The sequence below is a fragment of the Chromobacterium alkanivorans genome, assembly GCF_016937655.1.
Taxonomy (GTDB): Bacteria; Pseudomonadota; Gammaproteobacteria; order Burkholderiales; family Chromobacteriaceae; genus Chromobacterium; species Chromobacterium alkanivorans.
Genome location: NZ_JAFHKL010000012.1, coordinates 110,475 through 127,117, shown reverse-complemented (window position 1 = coordinate 127,117; position 16,643 = coordinate 110,475). Strand labels below are relative to the sequence as shown.

Here is a 16,643-nt window from a genome sequence, read left to right as displayed (position 1 = left end):
TCCGACATGACGACTTATGTAAAAGACGCGCACGAAGCGCATGAGGACCACGAGCACCACGACAGCGGTTCGCAAACCGTGCTGGGCTTCTGGTTCTACCTGATGACCGACTGCATCCTGTTCGCCAGCGCGTTCGCGGCTTACGCCGTGCTGTTCCGCAACGTGGCGGAAGGCGTGTCCGGCAAGGAAATCTTCGATCTGCAATACGTGTTGGTGGAGACCGCGGCGCTGCTGCTGTCCTCCATCACCTACGGCTTCGCGATGATCGCCGGTCAGAAGGGCAACAAATCCGCGGTGCTGGGCTGGCTGGGCATGACCTTCCTGTTCGGAGCGGCCTTCATCGGCCTGGAAATCAACGAGTTCCACCATCTGATCTCCGAGGGCCACGGCCCGCAGGTCAGCGCCTTCCTGTCGGCCTTCTTCGGCCTGGTGGGCCTGCACGGCCTGCACGTGACCGCCGGCCTGATCTGGATGGCGGTGATGATGATGGAAGTGGCCAAGACCGGCCTGACCGGCCGCGCGATGACGCGCCTGAACTGCCTGTCGCTGTTCTGGCACTTCCTCGACATCGTGTGGATCTGCGTGTTCACCGTCGTCTACCTGAAAGGAGCCATGGGATGAGCCAGGCACATCAACACGCCGCGCACGGCAGCGTGAAAAGCTATCTGATCGGCTTCCTGCTGTCGGTGGTGCTCACCGCCATCCCGTTCTGGATGGTGATGGGCGGCGCCTTCACGCCGCAGGCGACGGCGATAGGCATCTTCGCGCTGGCGGTGGTGCAGATCGTGGTGCACCTGAAGTATTTCCTGCACCTGGACTTCAGCAAGGAGGGCAAGCTCAACACCATGTCCTTCCTGTTCACCGGCATGGTGATCGTGCTGCTGGTCGGGCTGTCGATCTGGATCATCTACACCGCCGACGCGCTGATGATGCGTTGAGGCGGGCTTGAGAGAGATCGTCTTGAAATTCAAGCGTTATCTGCAGGTGACCAAGCCGGGCATCATCTTCGGCAACCTGATCTCGGCCGTCGGCGGTTTCCTGCTGGCGGCCCAGGGCCGGGTTGACTGGGGCTTGCTGCTGGCCACGCTGGCCGGCCTCTCGCTGGTGGTGGCGTCCGGCTGCGCGATCAACAACTGCATAGACCAGGACATCGACGCCAAGATGGCCCGCACCCGCAAGCGGGTGCTGGTCACCGGTGCGATGAGCACCCGGGCGGCGCTGGCTCACGGCCTGCTGCTGGGGCTGGCCGGCTTCTACGCGCTGTGGCGTTGGACCAATCCGCTGGCCTTCGGCTGCGTGCTGTTCGGCTTCGTCATCTATGTGGGGGTGTACAGCCTCTATATGAAGCGCCATTCGGTGTACGGCACCCTGGTGGGCAGCTTGTCCGGCGCGGTGCCGCCGGTGGCCGGCTACTGCGCTGTCACCGGCCGCTTCGACGCCGGCGCGGCCATCCTGCTGCTGATGTTCTGTCTGTGGCAGATGCCGCATTCCTACGCCATCGCCATCTTCCGTTTCCAGGACTACCAGGCGGCGGGGATTCCGGTGCTGCCGGTGGTCAAGGGCATTTCCAGCGCCAAGCGCCAGATCGTGCTCTACATCCTGGCCTTCGGCGCCGCCACCGCGATGCTGGCCTTCGGCGGCTACGCCGGCTACGGCTATCTGGCGGTGGCCGGGGCCACCAGCCTGTGGTGGCTGAAGATGGCCTTGTCCGGCTACAAGAGCAGCACCGACGACCGCGTCTGGGCGCGTCAGGTGTTCTTCTTCTCCATCATCACCATCACCGCGCTGTCGGTGATGATGGCGGTGGATTTCCGGCAGCCGGAACGCCAGCAGCTGGCCGGGCTAAGCGCGTCCGCTCAGTCCTGAACGCAAGCAAGCCAAGACAAAGCGCGGGCCGTGGCCCGCGCTTTTTTCATGGTTGCCGCCGGAGACGGATCAAGCCTCGTCGGCCGCGACGCTGACCAGCAACTGGTCGGCGGCGACGATGTCGCCCACCCGGCAGTGCAGCGCGCTGACCACGCCGGCGCGCGGCGCGTAGATCCGGTTTTCCATCTTCATCGCTTCGACGACGGCCAGCACCTGATTGGCTTCCACCCGCTGCTCGACGGCCACCGGCAGCGCCACCACCGTGCCCGGCATCGGCGAGGCCACCCGTTGGCCGGCGTCGGCGTCCGCCTCGGCCGTTTCCGGCTGCTCCGCCTGCAAGCGCAGCCTATGGCCGCCCACCGTCAGCTCGATATCGTCGCCGCAGGGCAGGGCGTTCCAGCGCAAGCCGTCCACCTCGCCGCTCCACAACTCGCCGTCGCGGCGCAGCCTCACTTGCAGGCTCCGCTCCGCCACCGCCACGCGGGCATGGGCGCCGGAGCGCTCCAGCAGCCGCGCCTGCCAGCGCGCGGCGCCGGCGCGATAGCTCAGCCGGCCCAAGGGCGCGTCCGGGTCCAGCGCGGCGCGGTCGTGCGGGCCGACGCCGCCCTGCCAGGGGGAAGACGTTTCGACGCAGGCCAGGGCCAGCGCGACGGCGGCGGCGCAAGCGACGGCTTCGGCCTGCGGCGCGGCTTCCGGCGCGGCGGCGAGCTGGTCGACCAGATGAGTGTCCAGCTGGCCGGCCCGCACCCGCGGTTCGCGCAGCAGCCGGTCGATGAAGCCCAGATTGCTGCTCAGGCCCGGCAGCGCGGTGTCGCGCACGGCGGCCTGCAACGCGTCCAGCGCCGCGCCGCGGCTGCCGCCGTGGGCGATCAGCTTGGCCAGCATCGGATCGTAGAAGGCCGGCACCTCGCCGCCGTCGCCGTCGAAGGCCGCGTCCACGCGGCAGGCTTGCGGCCAGCGCGCCAGCAGCGCCTTGCCCGGCATGGGCGCGAACTCGCGCAGCGGGTCTTCGGCGTAAATCCGGCATTCGATGGCGTGGCCGTCGGCGCGGATCTCCTCTTGGCGCAGCGGCAGGGCTTCGCCGGCGGCCACGCGCAGCTGCCATTCCACCAGGTCCAGGCCGGTGACGGCCTCGGTGACCGGGTGCTCCACCTGCAAGCGGGTGTTCACCTCCAGGAAATAGAACTGGCCGTCCGGCGCCAGAATGAATTCAAAAGTGCCGGCGTTGAGGTAGCCGATGGCCGCGGCGCCGCGCACCGCGGTGTCCAGCAGCGCGGCGCGGGTGGCGGCCGGCATCGCGCAGGCCGGCGCCTCCTCGATGATTTTCTGGTGGCGGCGCTGCAAGGAGCACTCGCGCTCGAACAGATGCACCACATTGCCGTGGCGGTCGCCGAACACCTGCACTTCCAGGTGGCGCGGCCGCGCGATGTAGCGCTCCACCAGCAGCCGGCCGTCGCCGAAGCTGGAGCGGCCGACGCGCACCGCGGCGTCCACCGCCTCGCGCAGCGCGGCTTCCTCCCACACCACCTGCATGCCCTTGCCGCCGCCGCCGGCCACCGGCTTGAGGATGACCGGATAGCCGATCTCGGCGCAGCTCTCCAGGATCAGGCCGTAGGATTCGGTGGCCTCGGCCGAACCCGGCGTCACCGGCACGCCGGCCGCCGCCATCAACTGGCGCGCGCGCGCCTTGTCGCCCATCTGGGCGATGGTGTCGGCGTCCGGGCCGATGAAGACCAGGCCGGCGGCGGCCACCGCGCGGGCGAAGTCGGCGTTTTCCGACAGAAAGCCGTAGCCGGGATGGATGGCCTCGCAGCCGCTGGCCAGCGCCGCGGCGATGATGGCCTCGCCGTTCAGATAGCTGGCGCTGGCCGGGGCCTCGCCTATCCAGCGCCGTTCCGCGGCGCCTTCCAGATGCGCGGCGTCGGCGTCGGCGCTGGAGTAGACGGCGACATGCTCGATGCCGAGCCGCCGGCAGCTGCGGGCGATGCGGCGCGCGATCTCGCCGCGGTTGGCGATCAAAATTCGTTTGAACATGGTGTTTACATCCTGAAAACGCCGAAGCGGGTGTCTTGGACGGGGGCGGCTGCGGCCAGCGCCAGGCTGAGCGCCAGCCATTCGCGGGTCTGGGCCGGATCGACGATGGCGTCCACCCACATGCGCGAGGCCACGTACAGCGCCTGGCCCTGGCGTTCGTAGGCGTCGCGGATCGGGCGCTTGAAGCTTTCCTCTTCTTCCGGTGTCCAGGCCTTGCCCTGTTTTTCCAGCTGCTCGGCGCGGATCAGCGCCAGCACCGTCGCCGCCTGTTCGCCGCCCACCACCGTGGTCTTGGCGTTGGGCCACATCGCCATCAACTGCGGGCCGATGGCGCGGCCGCACATGGCCAGATTGCCGGCGCCGTAGCTGCCGCCGATCAGGATGCTGAATTTGGGCACGCGGGCGCAGGAGGCGGCGTTGACCATCTTGGCTCCGTGCTTGGCGATGCCGCCGGCCTCGTATTCCGCGCCCACCATGAAGCCGTTGATATTGTGCAGGAATAGCAGCGGAATGCCGCGCTGGGCGCAGAGTTCGATGAAGTTGGCCGCTTTTTGCGCGCTTTCCGAGAACAGCACGCCATCGTTGATCAGCACGCCCACCGGATAGCCGCCGATGTGGCCGGTGCCGCACAGAATGGTGGCGCCGAAACGGGCGCGGTACTCGGCGAAGGCGGAGTCGTCCAGCAGCCGGGCCAGGATTTCCCGCGCCGGAATATGCTCGCGCGGGTTGGCGCTGACGATGCCGGCCAGCTCCGCCGGGTCGTAACGCGGCGGCCGCGGCGCTTGCGGCGGCGCGTACTGCCGGCCGCGGCCTCGCCGCGCCACGATGTCGCGCATCAGCCGCAGCGCGTGTTCGTCGCTGAGCGCGTAGTGGTCGGCCACCCCGCTGTCGCGGGTATGCACGTCGGCGCCGCCCAGGGTTTCCGCGTCCACGATCACGCCGGTGGCGGCGCGCACCAGTTGCGGGCCGCCCAGAAAGATGGAGCCGTTGCCGCGCACGATGATGGTCTCGTCGCTCATCGCCGGGATGTAGGCGCCGCCGGCGGTGCAGGAGCCGAGCACCGCCGAGATCTGCGGCAGGCCCAGCGCCGACATTTCGGCGATATTGCGGAAAATGCGGCCGAAGTGCTGCTCGTCCGGGAAGATTTCTTCCTGCAAGGGCAGGTAGACCCCGCCGGAATCCACCAGATACAGGCAGGGCAGGCCTTGTTCGCGGGCGATCTGCTGGGTGCGCAGATGCTTGCGCAGCGTCAGCGGGTAATAGGTGCCGCCCTTGACCGAGGCGTCGTTGGCGAACACCGCCACCGCGTGGCCGGCGACGATGCCGATGCCGGTGACGATGCCGGCGCAAGGCACCGCGTGGTCGTAAACCTCGTGGGCGGCCAGCTGGCCGATCTCCAGAAAAGGCGTGCCGGGGTCCAGCAGCAGCGACAGGCGCTCGCGCGGCGACAGCTTGCCCTTGGCCGCCTGTTTGGCGCGCGCCTCCGGGCCGCCGCCTTGCACGGCGGCGTCGCGGGCGGCGGCGATGCGCTCGCGCAGCTGGCGGTAGGCTTCGACATTGCGTTCAAACGCCTCGCCCGAGGCGGGAACGCGGGATTCGATACGGGACATGAATAAGCTTCCTCGATTCAGGCGGCGTGCGCGCGCACCTTGAACAGCACTTGGGACAGGGTCAACAGGCCCAGGGCGGCCACCGCCAGCGTCCAGGCGCCGTCGTGATGCAGCAGCACCGAGCCGGTGGCGGCGATGCCGGCCAGCCCCTGTTGCAGGAAGCCGCACAGCGCCATCGCGTGCGCGCCGTGTTCCTTGGCGTCGCTGACGGCGGTGGCCATGCTGTTGGGAAACAGCACCGCCTGTCCGAAAATGGTCAGGCAGTAGAGGCCGATGAACAGCCACAGGCCGGGCAGGCGCTCCAGTAGGCCCAGATGCCAGCCCAGCAGCATGGCCAGCGTGGCCGCGGCCAGCAGCGCCGCGCCGGCGCGCATCAGCCGCAGCCCGCCCACGCGAGCCACCAGGCGGTTCACCACCATGGCGCCGCTGAAGTAGGACAAGCCGATCAACAGGCCGACGTTGCCGAAGCCGGCCACTTCCAGGCCGAAGTGCTCCTGAAACACAAAGGGGCTGACCTCTTGCAGAGTCACCGTGGTGGCGAAGCCCAGACCGCCGGCGCAGGCCGGCCACAGGAAGCCGGGGCGGCGCAGGATGCGCCAGTACGGGCTGGGGCCGGAGGCCGCGGCGGCCGGGCGGCCGGCTTGCAGCGGCAGGCCCATGGTCAGCAGCGCCGCCGCGGCGCCGGTGGCCGCCATCAAGGCGAAGCCGGCTTCCCAGTGGCTGTATTTGCCGATCAGGCCGCCGATGAACTGTCCGCCGCCCAGCGCGGTGATGAAGGCGATGGAGAGCACGGACAATTTGCGCGCCAGATCGTCGCCGCGCCAGTGGTCGCGCACGATGATGCGGGCGATGATGGCCGCGCCGCCGCCGGCGATGCCTTGCGCCACCCGCAGCGCCAGCAGCTCGGCGGCGCTGGAGACGAAGGCGAGCAACAGGCTGCAGACGACGAACAGCGCCAGCGACATCAGCAGCGGCCCGCGCCGGCCCCAGCGGTCGGCCGCCGAGCCCCAGAACAGCACCGGCAAGGCCGCGCCCACCACATAGCCGGAAATCGACATCTCCACCAGGCTCTGGCTCATCGCCAGCTCCCGCATCACCGCCGGCAGCGACGGCAGATACACGGTGGTGGCCATCTGCGCCATGAACACGATCAGGCAGGCCAGCGCCATCAGCCGGCCGGCCGGCTGCGCCAGCGCGGTTTGCGGAGCGCTCAGGGTTTTCTCATTCATGAGCGGCTCGCAGCTGATTGAGGCAGGCGGCGAAGCGTTCGATCTCCTGCGTCGTCATATTGGCGCGGATCATGATGCGCAGGCCGGCGCGGCCCTTGGCGATCACCGGGAAGAAGATGGGCGAGGTGTAGAAACCGTCTTCCAGCAAGCTCTTGGCGTAGAAAATGGTGTTTTCCTCCGAGCCGATGGAGACGAAGCGGATGGGCAGCGGCTCGCCGCTGTTGTCCGAGGCCACGTGCTGGTCGAACAGGCGGATATTGTCTTGCAGCCGCTGTTGCAGCCGCGGCAGCTCCTCGGAGCGGTGAATGGCCGCGGACTGGATGATGGCGCCCAGGCCGGCGGTGTTGATGCGCTGCGACCAGGTCACCGGGCCGCCGAAGCGGGTGGCCAGCTTGCGGCGCTCCGCGTCGTGGCGCGGGCCCAGGAAGATGGCGCCGCCGGACGCGCCGAAGCCCTTGTTCAGCGAGGTGACGATCAAGGTGCGTTCATTGATGCCGCCCATGGTTTCCAGCACCAGGCCGCGGCCATGGCGGCCCAGCGTGGACAGGCCGTGGGCTTCGTCGAAGAACAGGAACAAGCCGTATTTGTCTTGCAGCGCCAGCAGCTCCGGCACCGGGGCCATGCCGCCGGTGCTGTAGACCCCGTCGGCGACGTAGGCCACGCGCGCATGGGTTTTGCACAGGTCTTCCAGCGCGTTCAGATCGTTGTGGCGTATGGTCTGGATCTCAGCCTCGTCGGCGCAGATCGGCTTCATCATGTTCAGGCAGAAGTGGGCGTTCTTGTCGAACACCATCAAGGGCGGCACGTTTTCGGTCAGCGCGCCGGAGGCCAGCAGGGGCAGGGCGGCCGCGGCGGCGGCGGCGCAGGACGGCACGGTCAGCGTTTCCGCATCCACCAGCTCCGCCAGCGCGTCCTCCGCCTGCTGCAGGATGTCGAACTGCACCCGGATGCGCGAAATCGAGGTGTTCAACGAGCCGGTGTTCAATACCGCGTCCGCCGCCGCTTGCAGGATGTCCGGGTGCGAGTCCAGGCCCAGATAGGAATAGGACGACATATTGACGAAGCGCCGGCCGTTGGACACCGCCTCGTGACGGCCGTCGCCCAGGTTGCGGGTGACGATATTGGCCATGCCGGCCTGGGTGGTGATGTCCCAGAAGCTGTTGCTCAACTGGATGGCTTTTTTGATATTGGCGTGTTGATGCATGTTTCCCCCCTCGTATGGTTTGGCGGCGGCCGCGATGGCCGCCCCGTCCGGCCTATACCCGTTCCAGAATCAGGGCCACGCCCTGCCCAACGCCCACGCACATGGTGCACAGCGCGTAGCGCTTGCCGCCGGCCTGCAATTGCGCGGCGGCGGTCAACACCAGCCGGCTGCCGCTCATCCCCAGCGGGTGGCCCAGCGCGATGGCGCCGCCCTTGGGGTTCACCCGTTCGCTGTCGTCCGGCAGGCCCAGCGCGCGGGTGACCGCCAGCGCCTGGGCGGCGAAGGCTTCGTTCAGTTCGATGACGTCGATGTCCTCGATGCCGAGGCCGGCCTGGCGCAGCGCCTTGCGGCTGGCCTCGATCGGGCCCGCGCCCATGATGCGCGGCGCGATGCCGGAGCTGGCCGAAGTCAGCACCCGCGCGCGCGGACGCAGGCCGTGGCGTTGCGCCGCCGCGGCCGAGGCGACGATCATCGCCGCCGCGCCGTCGTTGACGCCGGAGGCGTTGCCGGCGGTGATGCTGGACTCCGGGCCGAACAGCGCCTTGAGCTTGGCCAGATCCTCCAGCGAAGTCTGGCGCGGGTGCTCGTCGCGGCTGACGATCAGCGGGTCCTGCTTGCGGCGCGGAATCGCCACCGGCACGATCTCCTCGGCGAAGGCGCCGGTTTCCAGCGCGGCGAAGTAGCGTTGCTGGCTGCGCAGCGCGAAGGCGTCCTGATCCTGGCGGCTGACGCCGAATTCGCGCGCCACGTTTTCCGCCGTGGCCGGCATGGTGTCCACGCCGTATTGCTTCTCCATCGCCGGATTGACGAAACGCCAGCCTATGGTGGTGTCGTAGATCTGCATGTCGCGGCCGAAGGCCTTTTCCGATTTCGGCATCACAAAGGGCGCGCGCGACATGGACTCCACGCCGCCGGCGATCAGCAGCTCGGCCTCGCCGGATTTGATTGCGCGCGCCGCCAGCGCCACCGCGTCCAGGCCGGACGCGCACAGGCGGTTCACCGTCAGGCCCGGGGTGCTCTCCGGATAGCCGGCCAGCAGCAGGCTCATGCGGGCCACGTTGCGGTTGTCCTCGCCGGCCTGATTGGCGCAGCCCAGGATCACTTCGTCGATTGCCGCCGGGTCCAGGCCCGGATTGCGTTCCAGCAGCGCGCGCAGCGGCGCCGCGGCCAGATCGTCGGCGCGCACGCCGGACAGGGCGCCGCCGAAGCGGCCGATGGGGGTGCGCACGGCGTCGCAGATGAAGGCGTCGGTCATCTCGGTCTCCTCTCAGCTCAGGCTGGTTTGCGGTTGCAGCAGCGCGGACAGCAGATCGCGCGCGGCGTCGATCTCGTCGGCGCAGACGTGGTGGGGCATGTCCGGGTAAACGCGGAAATCCACCTCGGCGCCGGCGCGGCGGAAGGCGTCGGCGCTGCGCTCGATGCGTTCCAGCGGCATCCAGCTGTCGCTGTCGCTGGTGCCGAAGAAGGCCGGGAAGTCCAGCGCCGCGGACGGCGCGCCCCAGGCGGCCTCGTCGGGGCCGAACAGGCCGCCGGAGAAGGCGATCAGCCCGCCTATCGGGCCGGGGCGGCGATAGAGGTACTCGGCGGCCAGGCAAGCGCCCTGGGAGAAGCCCATCAGCACGATTTGGCGGTCGGCGAAGCCGTAGCCGCGCAGCTCTTCTATGGTGGCGGCGACGCAATCCAGCGCCTGGTCCAGCGAGGGCTGATTGCTGTCCAGCGGCGCCATGAAGCTGTGCGGATACCAGGTGCGGTCCTTGGCGCTGGGCAGGATGTAGGCGACGTCGGCCAGGCCGATGGCCTCGCCGTTCTTGTAGGCGTCCTGGGCGCTCTGGCGGCGGCCGTGCAGCAGCACCACGGCGAGTTTGGCCTGGTTCAGCGGCGCGCCGTAGATTTCCAGGCCCTGTTCTTTGTGCGGATTGGGATCGATCGTGCTCATATAGTGTGTCCTTTGAATGGCTTGGCGTTACGATCTGCTGCGCGTCGGCGATACGGCGTTGAAACCGTCTTCAGAATGCTCATGCACCGTATGCACACTCCGCTTCTTCAGCCGTTTTCGCCTTGTCTCGCTCTTGCTCGCGAGAACGTAAACATGTTCTTAGTGGATGCCCAGAATCTGCTTGGCTTCGGCGGGAGAGGCGATCTCGCGGCCGACTTCGCCGGCCAGACGCGCCAGGCGCTCCACCAATTGGGCGTTGTCGCGGGCCAGTTCGCCGTAGCGGTAATAGACGTTGTCTTCCAGGCCGGTGCGCACATGGCCGCCCAGCAGCAGGGTGTGCAGATTGATCGCCAGCTGGTGTTTGCCTATGCCCAGCGCCGACCACACGCTGTCCCGCGGAATGCTTTCGACGAAATGCAGCAGGTTCTTGCAAGTGGCGGCCGCGCCGCCCTGTATGCCCATGGCGAAGCTGAAGCACAGCGGGCCGCTCAGATAGCCGTCTTCCTGCAACTTCAGCGCCTCGCCGATGATGCCCTGGTGGTAAACCTCGATCTCCGGCTTGGCGCGGTATTCGCGGATGTCCAGCGCCAGCGCGCGCGCCAGCTCCGGCGGATTGATGAAGGGCTTGCTGCCGTGGTTGACCGAGCCGCAGTTGAAGGAGGCGATGTCCGGACGGAAGGACAGATGGTTCCAGGCTTCCTTCTTCTCCAGCTGCGGCGGCAGGTTGAGGCCGGAGGTGCTCAGATTGATCAGGATGTCGCAGCGCTCGCGGATGCGGCGGACGATATCGCCGTAGATGTCCGCGTCGTAGCTGGGGGTGCCGTCCGGGTTGCGGGCGTGGATGTGGACCACCGAAGCGCCGGCGTTCCAGCATTCATAGGCGGCCTGGGCGATTTCTTCCGGCGAAAACGGCACGCCCGGATGTTTCTGGCGGTTGGTGATGCCGCCGTTGACGGCGGCGGTGATGATGAGTTTTTGCATGGTGGGAACGCTCATGTGAATGAAAGAGGAAAAAGCTGTGGTGTTCAGATCTTGTCGCCGACGGGCGCGGTTTGCGGCTGCGCGGCGGCGTCCGGGCGCTTGGACACCAGATAAATGCCGACGCCGATCAGCACGCCGCCGATCAATTCATGCAGCGACAGCGAATAGCCGAAGGCGGCGAAGGAAATCAGGGTGGCGAACAGCGGGGACAGAAACAGGAAACCGCTGGTGCGCACCGCGCCGCCTAGGTCCAGCGCCATGAACCACAGCGCCATCGCGCCGGTGGTGGCCGGCAGCGCCAGCCACAGGAAGGCGGCCAGCACCCGCTGGCTGTGCGGCGGCGTCGGGATTTCTCCGCCGGCCCAGGCCAGCAGAGCCAGGCAGGCCGAGCCCACCAGCATTTGCCAGAAAGTCAGCGCCCAGACGTTGATCACGATGCGGCTGCCCTTGATCACCAGCGTGGACGCCGCCCAGCAGGCCGCGCCGCACAGCACCAGTGCGTCGCCGGCGCCGAAGCCGTCCAGCTTGTTCAAGCCTATGCAGACGGCGACGCCGAAGAAGGCCAGGGCCAGGCCGACGGCGGCCAGCGGATGGATTTTTTCCTTCAGCGCCAGCCGCGACATCAGGGCGACGATCAGCGGAGTGCAGGCCATCAGGATGGCGGCCTTGGCCGGGGTGGTGCTGCGCAGCCCGATATTGAGAAAGCCCATCGAGCCGGCGGTCTGCAGCAGCCCGATCAGCGCCAGCACGCCCCAGGGGCGCGGGCGGACGAAGGCGCGCGGATAGCGGAAGCGCTGCCACAGCAAAATGGGCACGATGCCGGCGGCGGCGGCGGTGAAGCGCGCCACCGCGGCCCACAAGGGCGGCATTTCCGACAGCACGATCTTGGAGGTGGGAAAGGTGGAGCCAAACAAAAAGGTAGCGGCCAGAATCAGCAGCCAATAGCGTTTGGCGTCGTAGTTGGGATGGGACATGGTCACCTGGCCAGACAGCGGTTTCAATAGCCATTTATCATATTGAAACGGTTTGGTTCAGGCTTCTTGCAAGCGGACAATTGCTGCGTCAAAACGGACAATCATGTTGCGCTGCGGCAAAACCGTGCCGACGCGCGGACAGTCGGGCGGAGGAGAGGCCACTCAAAGCCTCGCTCTTGTCGGCGGGGCTTTGAACCGCTTATGAGCTCAGGAGAAGTATTGGCTGGGCGCCGCGTTCATGATGCGGCGGAACATGGAGGAAAACGCGCCGGGGGTTTCATAGCCCAGATCGGAGGCGATCAGGGTTACCGGCTCGCCGGCGCCCAGTCGCGGCAGGGCCGCCATTGCGCACACTTGCTGGCGCCAGTACAGATAGGACACGCCCAACTCCTGTTGGAACAAGCGCGCCAGCGTGCGGCTGGAGGCCCCCACCAATTCCGCCCATTCGTTCAGGCCGCGCCGGTCGCCAGGATTGGCCAGAATCGCCGAGCACACCCGTTGCAAGCGTTGGTCGTTGAGCGGCGGCAGCGGCAAGGCTGTTTCACCCGACCATTCGATTTCGTCGATCAGCAAGTCCAGCAAGCGGCCTTCCTTCTGGTCGGCGTGGGGAATGCTGCGCGTGCGCATCAGGCGGATGATGATTTCCCGCATCAGCGGCGAAATGGCGATGGCCTTGGAGATGAGCGGCAGTTGCGCCAAGTAGTGGGGAGACTGGATGTACAGCGTGCGCAGCGAGACGGTGCCGCGGGCGCGCATGCTGTGCTGCACGCTTGGCGGCATCCAGACGCCGCGCTGCGGGGGTACTAGCCATAGGCCGTCGGCGGTGGACAGCTCCATCACGCCGGATACGGCGAAAATCAGCTGACCTTCGCGGTGCTGGTGTTGAGCGACCTGATGACCGCCGGGAAAGTCTTTGGACATGGTCCACGCTGCGAAATCCGGCAGGGTGGCGTTGGATTCGATTGCCATGCGCTTGCTTTCTTGTTTGAGGGTAGCCCGGTTCAACGCAAGAAATGATACTGCAGCGCACAAAATATTCATACAGTATAAATGTGTCGGCTTCGATATGAAGTTCGCTGACCGGGCCCGCGTACGGGCCCGGTTCTTTGGCGCCGTGAACCGGACTTAGAAACTCAGCCCAAACCCGCGCGCGTAACGCAGCGCGCCCGGCTGGCCGTTTTCATCCAGCGCGTGGATGGCCACCGGCAGTTTGCCGCCGGGCGGGTTCGCGCCCAGCATCACGTCCACCAGCGCCGGCATCGACGGGCCGCGCAGGCCGTTCTCATAGCCGTAGTAGGAGTAGGTGGCCAGCGTGGCGTCGGCCAGGTCGTCGTAATTGATCACGTCGTAAGGCGCGCGCAGGGTCACGTGGATCAGCTTCTTGCCTTGCCGCTTGGCGTATTCCATCGCATTGCGCATTTGCTGCGCCTCGCTGAGCGGCGGCGCGGACAGGCTGCGGGCGAAACGGGTTTGCGGCGCGGGCAGGTCTTCCGCCACATTGAAGACCAGGGAGCCGTTGCCGGCGGCCGACGACGGCTCGGCCTGCAGGCTGCGCTTCAATCGCAGCGCGAAGGCCGGCGCGTTGGGATCGCCGTTGCGCTCCACCGGGCTGACGCCGGTGGCCAGGGTGCCGATGACGACCACGTCGGCCTGATCGATCGCCTGCTTCTGCGCGTCCCACGACGTGGCGCTCAGCTTGGCGCCGCTGACTTGGCGATAGCCCTTCTCATCGAAGCGGCGGCGCATCGCCTCGGCCTGTTCGCCCCAGGGCGTCAGGATGAAGATGCGCTGGCTGGGCGAGCGCAGCGGCAGCGCCGCGCCCTGATTGCGCAACAGGGTGATGGATTGCCGGGTGATCTTGTCCTCCACCGCGCGGTGCTCCGCGCCGCCTATGGTGCTCAGTTCCGGCAGCGGCTTGGCCTCGCCGGCAGGGGTGACCTCGTTGCGCAGCTTCATCGCCACGATGCGCCGCGCCGAGCGGTCCAGCTCGGCGCGGTTGATCCGGCCGTCCGCCACCGCGGCGGCCACCTGGTCTATCAGCTGGCGCAGCCGGCCGGCCTGAGCGGCGGTTCGGAACTCGGTGGGCATCAGCGCGATGTCGACGTCGGCCTGGAACACCTTGATCACCGCGTCGGCCTGCTCGAAGAAATCGCTGATGCCCTTCATGTCCAGCGCGTCGGTGACGGTGACGCCCTGGTAGCGCATCTCGCCGCGCAGCAGATCGTGCTGGATTTTGCGCGACATCGTCGCCGGCGCGATCATGCGTTCGCCGTTGCGGGCGGTGATCAGGCTGCTGTCCAGCGCCGGATACTGGATGTGGGCGGTCATGATCATCTCCGGCGCCTGGCCGGAGGCGATGGCCTGACGGTAGGGCGCCAGGTCGATGGCGTAGGCGTCGGCGCGCGACTTATTGACCACCGGCAGGCCGTAGTGGGAGTCGGTGGCGGTGTCGCCGTGGCCGGGGAAGTGCTTGAAGGAGCCGATCACCCCTTGTTCGCGCATGCCTTGAGTGGCGGCCTGTCCCAGCAGGCTGATGGTGGCCGGGTCGTCGCCGTAGGCGCGGACATTGATCACCGGGTTGAGCGGGTTGCTGTTGACGTCCACGTCCGGCGCGAAGTTGACGTTGAAGCCGACGGCGCGGATTTCGGCGGCCAGCACCCGGCCGGAGTCGCGGGCCAGGCCGCTGTCCCGCGTCGCCTGATAGGCGGCGCCCAAGGCCATATTGCCGGGAAAGCTGGTGGCCAGCGGGCGCGGCAGGCGGAAGACGTTGCCGCCCTCCTGATCCGAGCCGATCAGCAGGCCGATCGGACTGTTCTGCGGCCGCGCCCGACGGATCTGCTCGGACAGGCGACGGGTTTGCTGCAAATCGCTCAGATTATTGGCGAACAGGATCACCCCGCCTATGGCGTTGTCGCGCAGCGCGCGGCTGGCCGCGTCCGGCAGTTCGGTCATGCCGGCGGTGCAGGCGGGTTGATCGTCAGGGCACCAGTAGCGGAAGGCCATCATGATTTTCTGGCCGATTTTCTCGCGGGTGCTCATTTGTTCGACGATGCGCGCGGCTTGCTGTTCGACGCTGGGCTGCTCCAGGCAGCCGCTTAGCAGCGCCGGCAACAGAATCAGCGCCGGCAGGCGCGGGAAGTGGGGTTTGGACATGGCTCAACCTTGTGGTGAAGTGGAAACATCCGGAATGACGGGCAGGCCCGCCTTGCCGCTTTTGACGTGGGTCCGGCGCTAGGGCCGGACCCGCGGACAGCAGCGGGGGCTGGGTTCTCTTTTTGTGAATATATTCATTTGTGAATTGTTTTAGTTGGAATTGAGTAGCCGCGCCGGACGCCCCTGCCAGGGAGCGTTCGGGGCGAAGCAGAGGCCGCCGAGGCTAAAGCTTATGAAATTCAATTTCTGAAAAAGTTGCCTGCGGCGGCGAATCGCCGCGCCGCAAGCGCCGCATCCCCTTGATTGCTCGGCGTTTTTGTCTAAATACTTGACCCTTGCTCGGCTGCGGGAGGATAATTCATGCCTTTTTTCAAACGCTTAGCGCGCTTGCGGGCCGGTTTGCCGCCGGCGCTGGGCGACGATTTGGTTTCGGGTGGATATGGATACGATGCAGGACGGCGGGGTGAAGCATTCTATGGCTAAGGAGAGCGGCGGCGGGCTGCCGGCGCGCCGGCTGTCGGTGGCGCCGATGCTGGACTGGACCGACCGCCACTACCGCTATTTCGCGCGCCAGATCACCCGGCAGGCCTGGCTGTACACCGAGATGGTCACCACCGGCGCGCTGCTGCACGGCGACGTCGAGCGCCATCTGCGTTTCGACGAAGCGGAGCACCCGCTGGCCTTGCAACTGGGCGGCAGCGAGCCGGCGGAACTGGCGCGTTGCGCCAGGCTGGCGGCGGAATGGGGCTACGACGAGGTCAATCTGAACGTGGGCTGTCCGTCGGAGCGGGTGCAGAAGGGCGCTTTCGGCGCCTGTCTGATGGCCGAGCCGCAACTGGTGGCCGACTGCGTCAAGGCGATGCGCGACGCGGTGTCCATCGACGTGACGGTCAAACACCGCATCGGCATCGACCGCATCGAGCATTACGATTATCTGAGCGACTTCGTCGGCCAGGTGGCGGACGCCGGCTGCCGCACCTTCATCGTGCACGCGCGCAACGCCATCCTCAAGGGCCTGAGCCCCAAGGAAAACCGCGAAATCCCGCCCTTGAAATACGATTACGTCTACCGGCTGAAGCGGGAGCGTCCGGATCTGGAGATCCTGATCAACGGCGGCGTCAAGAGCCAGGCCGAGATCGACGAGCATCTGCGCCACGTCGACGGCGTGATGGTGGGGCGCGAGGCTTACCACAACCCCTGGCTGATGGCGGATTGGGATCAGCGCTACTACGGCGCCGCCGCCGCGCCGGAGCGCGAGCAGGTGGTGGCCGCGATGATGCCCTATGTGGCGGCGCGGCTGAGCGAGGGCCACAAGACGCGCAATATCGCCCGCCACATCCTGGGCCTGTTCCAGGGGATTCCCGGCGCGCGCAACTGGCGGCGCATGTTGTCCGACGCCAAACTGCTGGACGGCGCCGACGAGCGCCTGTTGCAACAGGCGCTGGAAGCGACGCTGGGCACCGCCCGCCGCGCGGAATAAACCGCCTGGCCGCCGCGGCCAGGAACGGATTCGCGGCGCCGGAGTCTGCTGTAGCAAGGCGAGAGCGCTGTTCTCGCCGAGGCAGGGCCGACGCCGCCGTATTTAAGAGCCTGTTCAAAGTCTCGCCGGCTAGCGCGAGACAAGACGGAAACCGCTGAAGAAGCGCAATGCGCCAA

At 67.2% G+C, this 16,643-nt stretch carries 14 protein-coding genes; 4 read left to right on the top strand and 10 right to left on the bottom strand.

Features of this window, described 5'->3' with window-relative positions; translation table 11 throughout:
* Nucleotides 1-6 precede the first annotated feature (6 nt).
* The 3 genes from cyoC to cyoE are packed head-to-tail and all read left to right on the top strand — an operon-like array spanning nt 7 to nt 1,866.
* On the top strand, nt 7-621 hold the full coding sequence (gene cyoC / locus JW897_RS19720) for a cytochrome o ubiquinol oxidase subunit III (RefSeq protein ID WP_205467355.1): 615 nt from the start codon (nt 7-9) through the stop codon (nt 619-621).
* Nucleotides 618-938 carry a cytochrome o ubiquinol oxidase subunit IV gene (gene cyoD / locus JW897_RS19715; RefSeq protein ID WP_048415419.1) on the top strand — a complete coding sequence of 107 codons (321 nt, stop codon included), beginning with the start codon at nt 618-620 and terminating at the stop codon, nt 936-938. Before cyoC ends, cyoD begins: the two co-directional genes overlap by 4 nt.
* 22 nt (nt 939-960) lie before the next feature.
* Nucleotides 961-1,866: a heme o synthase gene (gene cyoE, locus JW897_RS19710; protein ID WP_048415420.1), complete on the top strand. Its 906-nt coding sequence runs from the start codon at nt 961-963 to the stop codon at nt 1,864-1,866.
* A 69-nt stretch (nt 1,867-1,935) separates the two neighbouring features.
* Here the strand turns inward: cyoE and JW897_RS19705 are convergent, their stop codons facing one another.
* The 10 genes from JW897_RS19705 to JW897_RS19660 form a co-directional block, all read right to left on the bottom strand.
* The gene (locus tag JW897_RS19705; protein ID WP_205467354.1) at nt 1,936-3,900 is read right to left on the bottom strand and encodes an ATP-binding protein; all 1,965 of its coding nucleotides are present in this window, start codon (nt 3,898-3,900) and stop codon (nt 1,936-1,938) included.
* Between the two features lie 5 nt (nt 3,901-3,905).
* Nucleotides 3,906-5,510, bottom strand: coding sequence for a carboxyl transferase domain-containing protein (locus JW897_RS19700; protein WP_205467353.1), 1,605 nt, complete (start codon nt 5,508-5,510; stop codon nt 3,906-3,908).
* A 17-nt stretch (nt 5,511-5,527) separates the two neighbouring features.
* Nucleotides 5,528-6,739 carry an MFS transporter gene (locus JW897_RS19695; RefSeq protein WP_205467352.1) on the bottom strand — a complete coding sequence of 404 codons (1,212 nt, stop codon included), beginning with the start codon at nt 6,737-6,739 and terminating at the stop codon, nt 5,528-5,530.
* Complete coding sequence (locus tag JW897_RS19690; protein ID WP_048415423.1) at nt 6,732-7,943, bottom strand: 8-amino-7-oxononanoate synthase family protein; 1,212 nt, start codon at nt 7,941-7,943, stop codon at nt 6,732-6,734. The genes JW897_RS19695 and JW897_RS19690 overlap by 8 nt, the downstream gene beginning before the upstream one ends.
* 52 nt (nt 7,944-7,995) lie before the next feature.
* Complete coding sequence (gene pcaF / locus JW897_RS19685; RefSeq protein ID WP_205467351.1) at nt 7,996-9,198, bottom strand: 3-oxoadipyl-CoA thiolase; 1,203 nt, start codon at nt 9,196-9,198, stop codon at nt 7,996-7,998.
* Between the two features lie 12 nt (nt 9,199-9,210).
* Complete coding sequence (locus tag JW897_RS19680) at nt 9,211-9,879, bottom strand: alpha/beta hydrolase (RefSeq protein ID WP_205467350.1); 669 nt, start codon at nt 9,877-9,879, stop codon at nt 9,211-9,213.
* A gap of 159 nt (nt 9,880-10,038) precedes the next feature.
* Nucleotides 10,039-10,860 carry a beta-keto acid cleavage family enzyme gene (locus tag JW897_RS19675; protein ID WP_205467349.1) on the bottom strand — a complete coding sequence of 274 codons (822 nt, stop codon included), beginning with the start codon at nt 10,858-10,860 and terminating at the stop codon, nt 10,039-10,041.
* A 44-nt stretch (nt 10,861-10,904) separates the two neighbouring features.
* Nucleotides 10,905-11,861, bottom strand: coding sequence for a DMT family transporter (locus tag JW897_RS19670; protein ID WP_205467348.1), 957 nt, complete (start codon nt 11,859-11,861; stop codon nt 10,905-10,907).
* 180 nt (nt 11,862-12,041) lie between these two features.
* Nucleotides 12,042-12,803, bottom strand: coding sequence for an AraC family transcriptional regulator (locus tag JW897_RS19665; protein WP_205467347.1), 762 nt, complete (start codon nt 12,801-12,803; stop codon nt 12,042-12,044).
* A 156-nt stretch (nt 12,804-12,959) separates the two neighbouring features.
* Nucleotides 12,960-14,987, bottom strand: a complete 2,028-nt coding sequence (locus tag JW897_RS19660) for a glycoside hydrolase family 3 protein (RefSeq protein WP_205467346.1) — start codon at nt 14,985-14,987, stop codon at nt 12,960-12,962.
* A gap of 475 nt (nt 14,988-15,462) precedes the next feature.
* On the opposite strand from JW897_RS19660, the gene dusA reads away from it, so the two are divergent.
* Nucleotides 15,463-16,467, top strand: coding sequence for a tRNA dihydrouridine(20/20a) synthase DusA (gene dusA / locus JW897_RS19655; protein WP_205467345.1), 1,005 nt, complete (start codon nt 15,463-15,465; stop codon nt 16,465-16,467).
* Nucleotides 16,468-16,643: the final 176 nt, after the last annotated feature.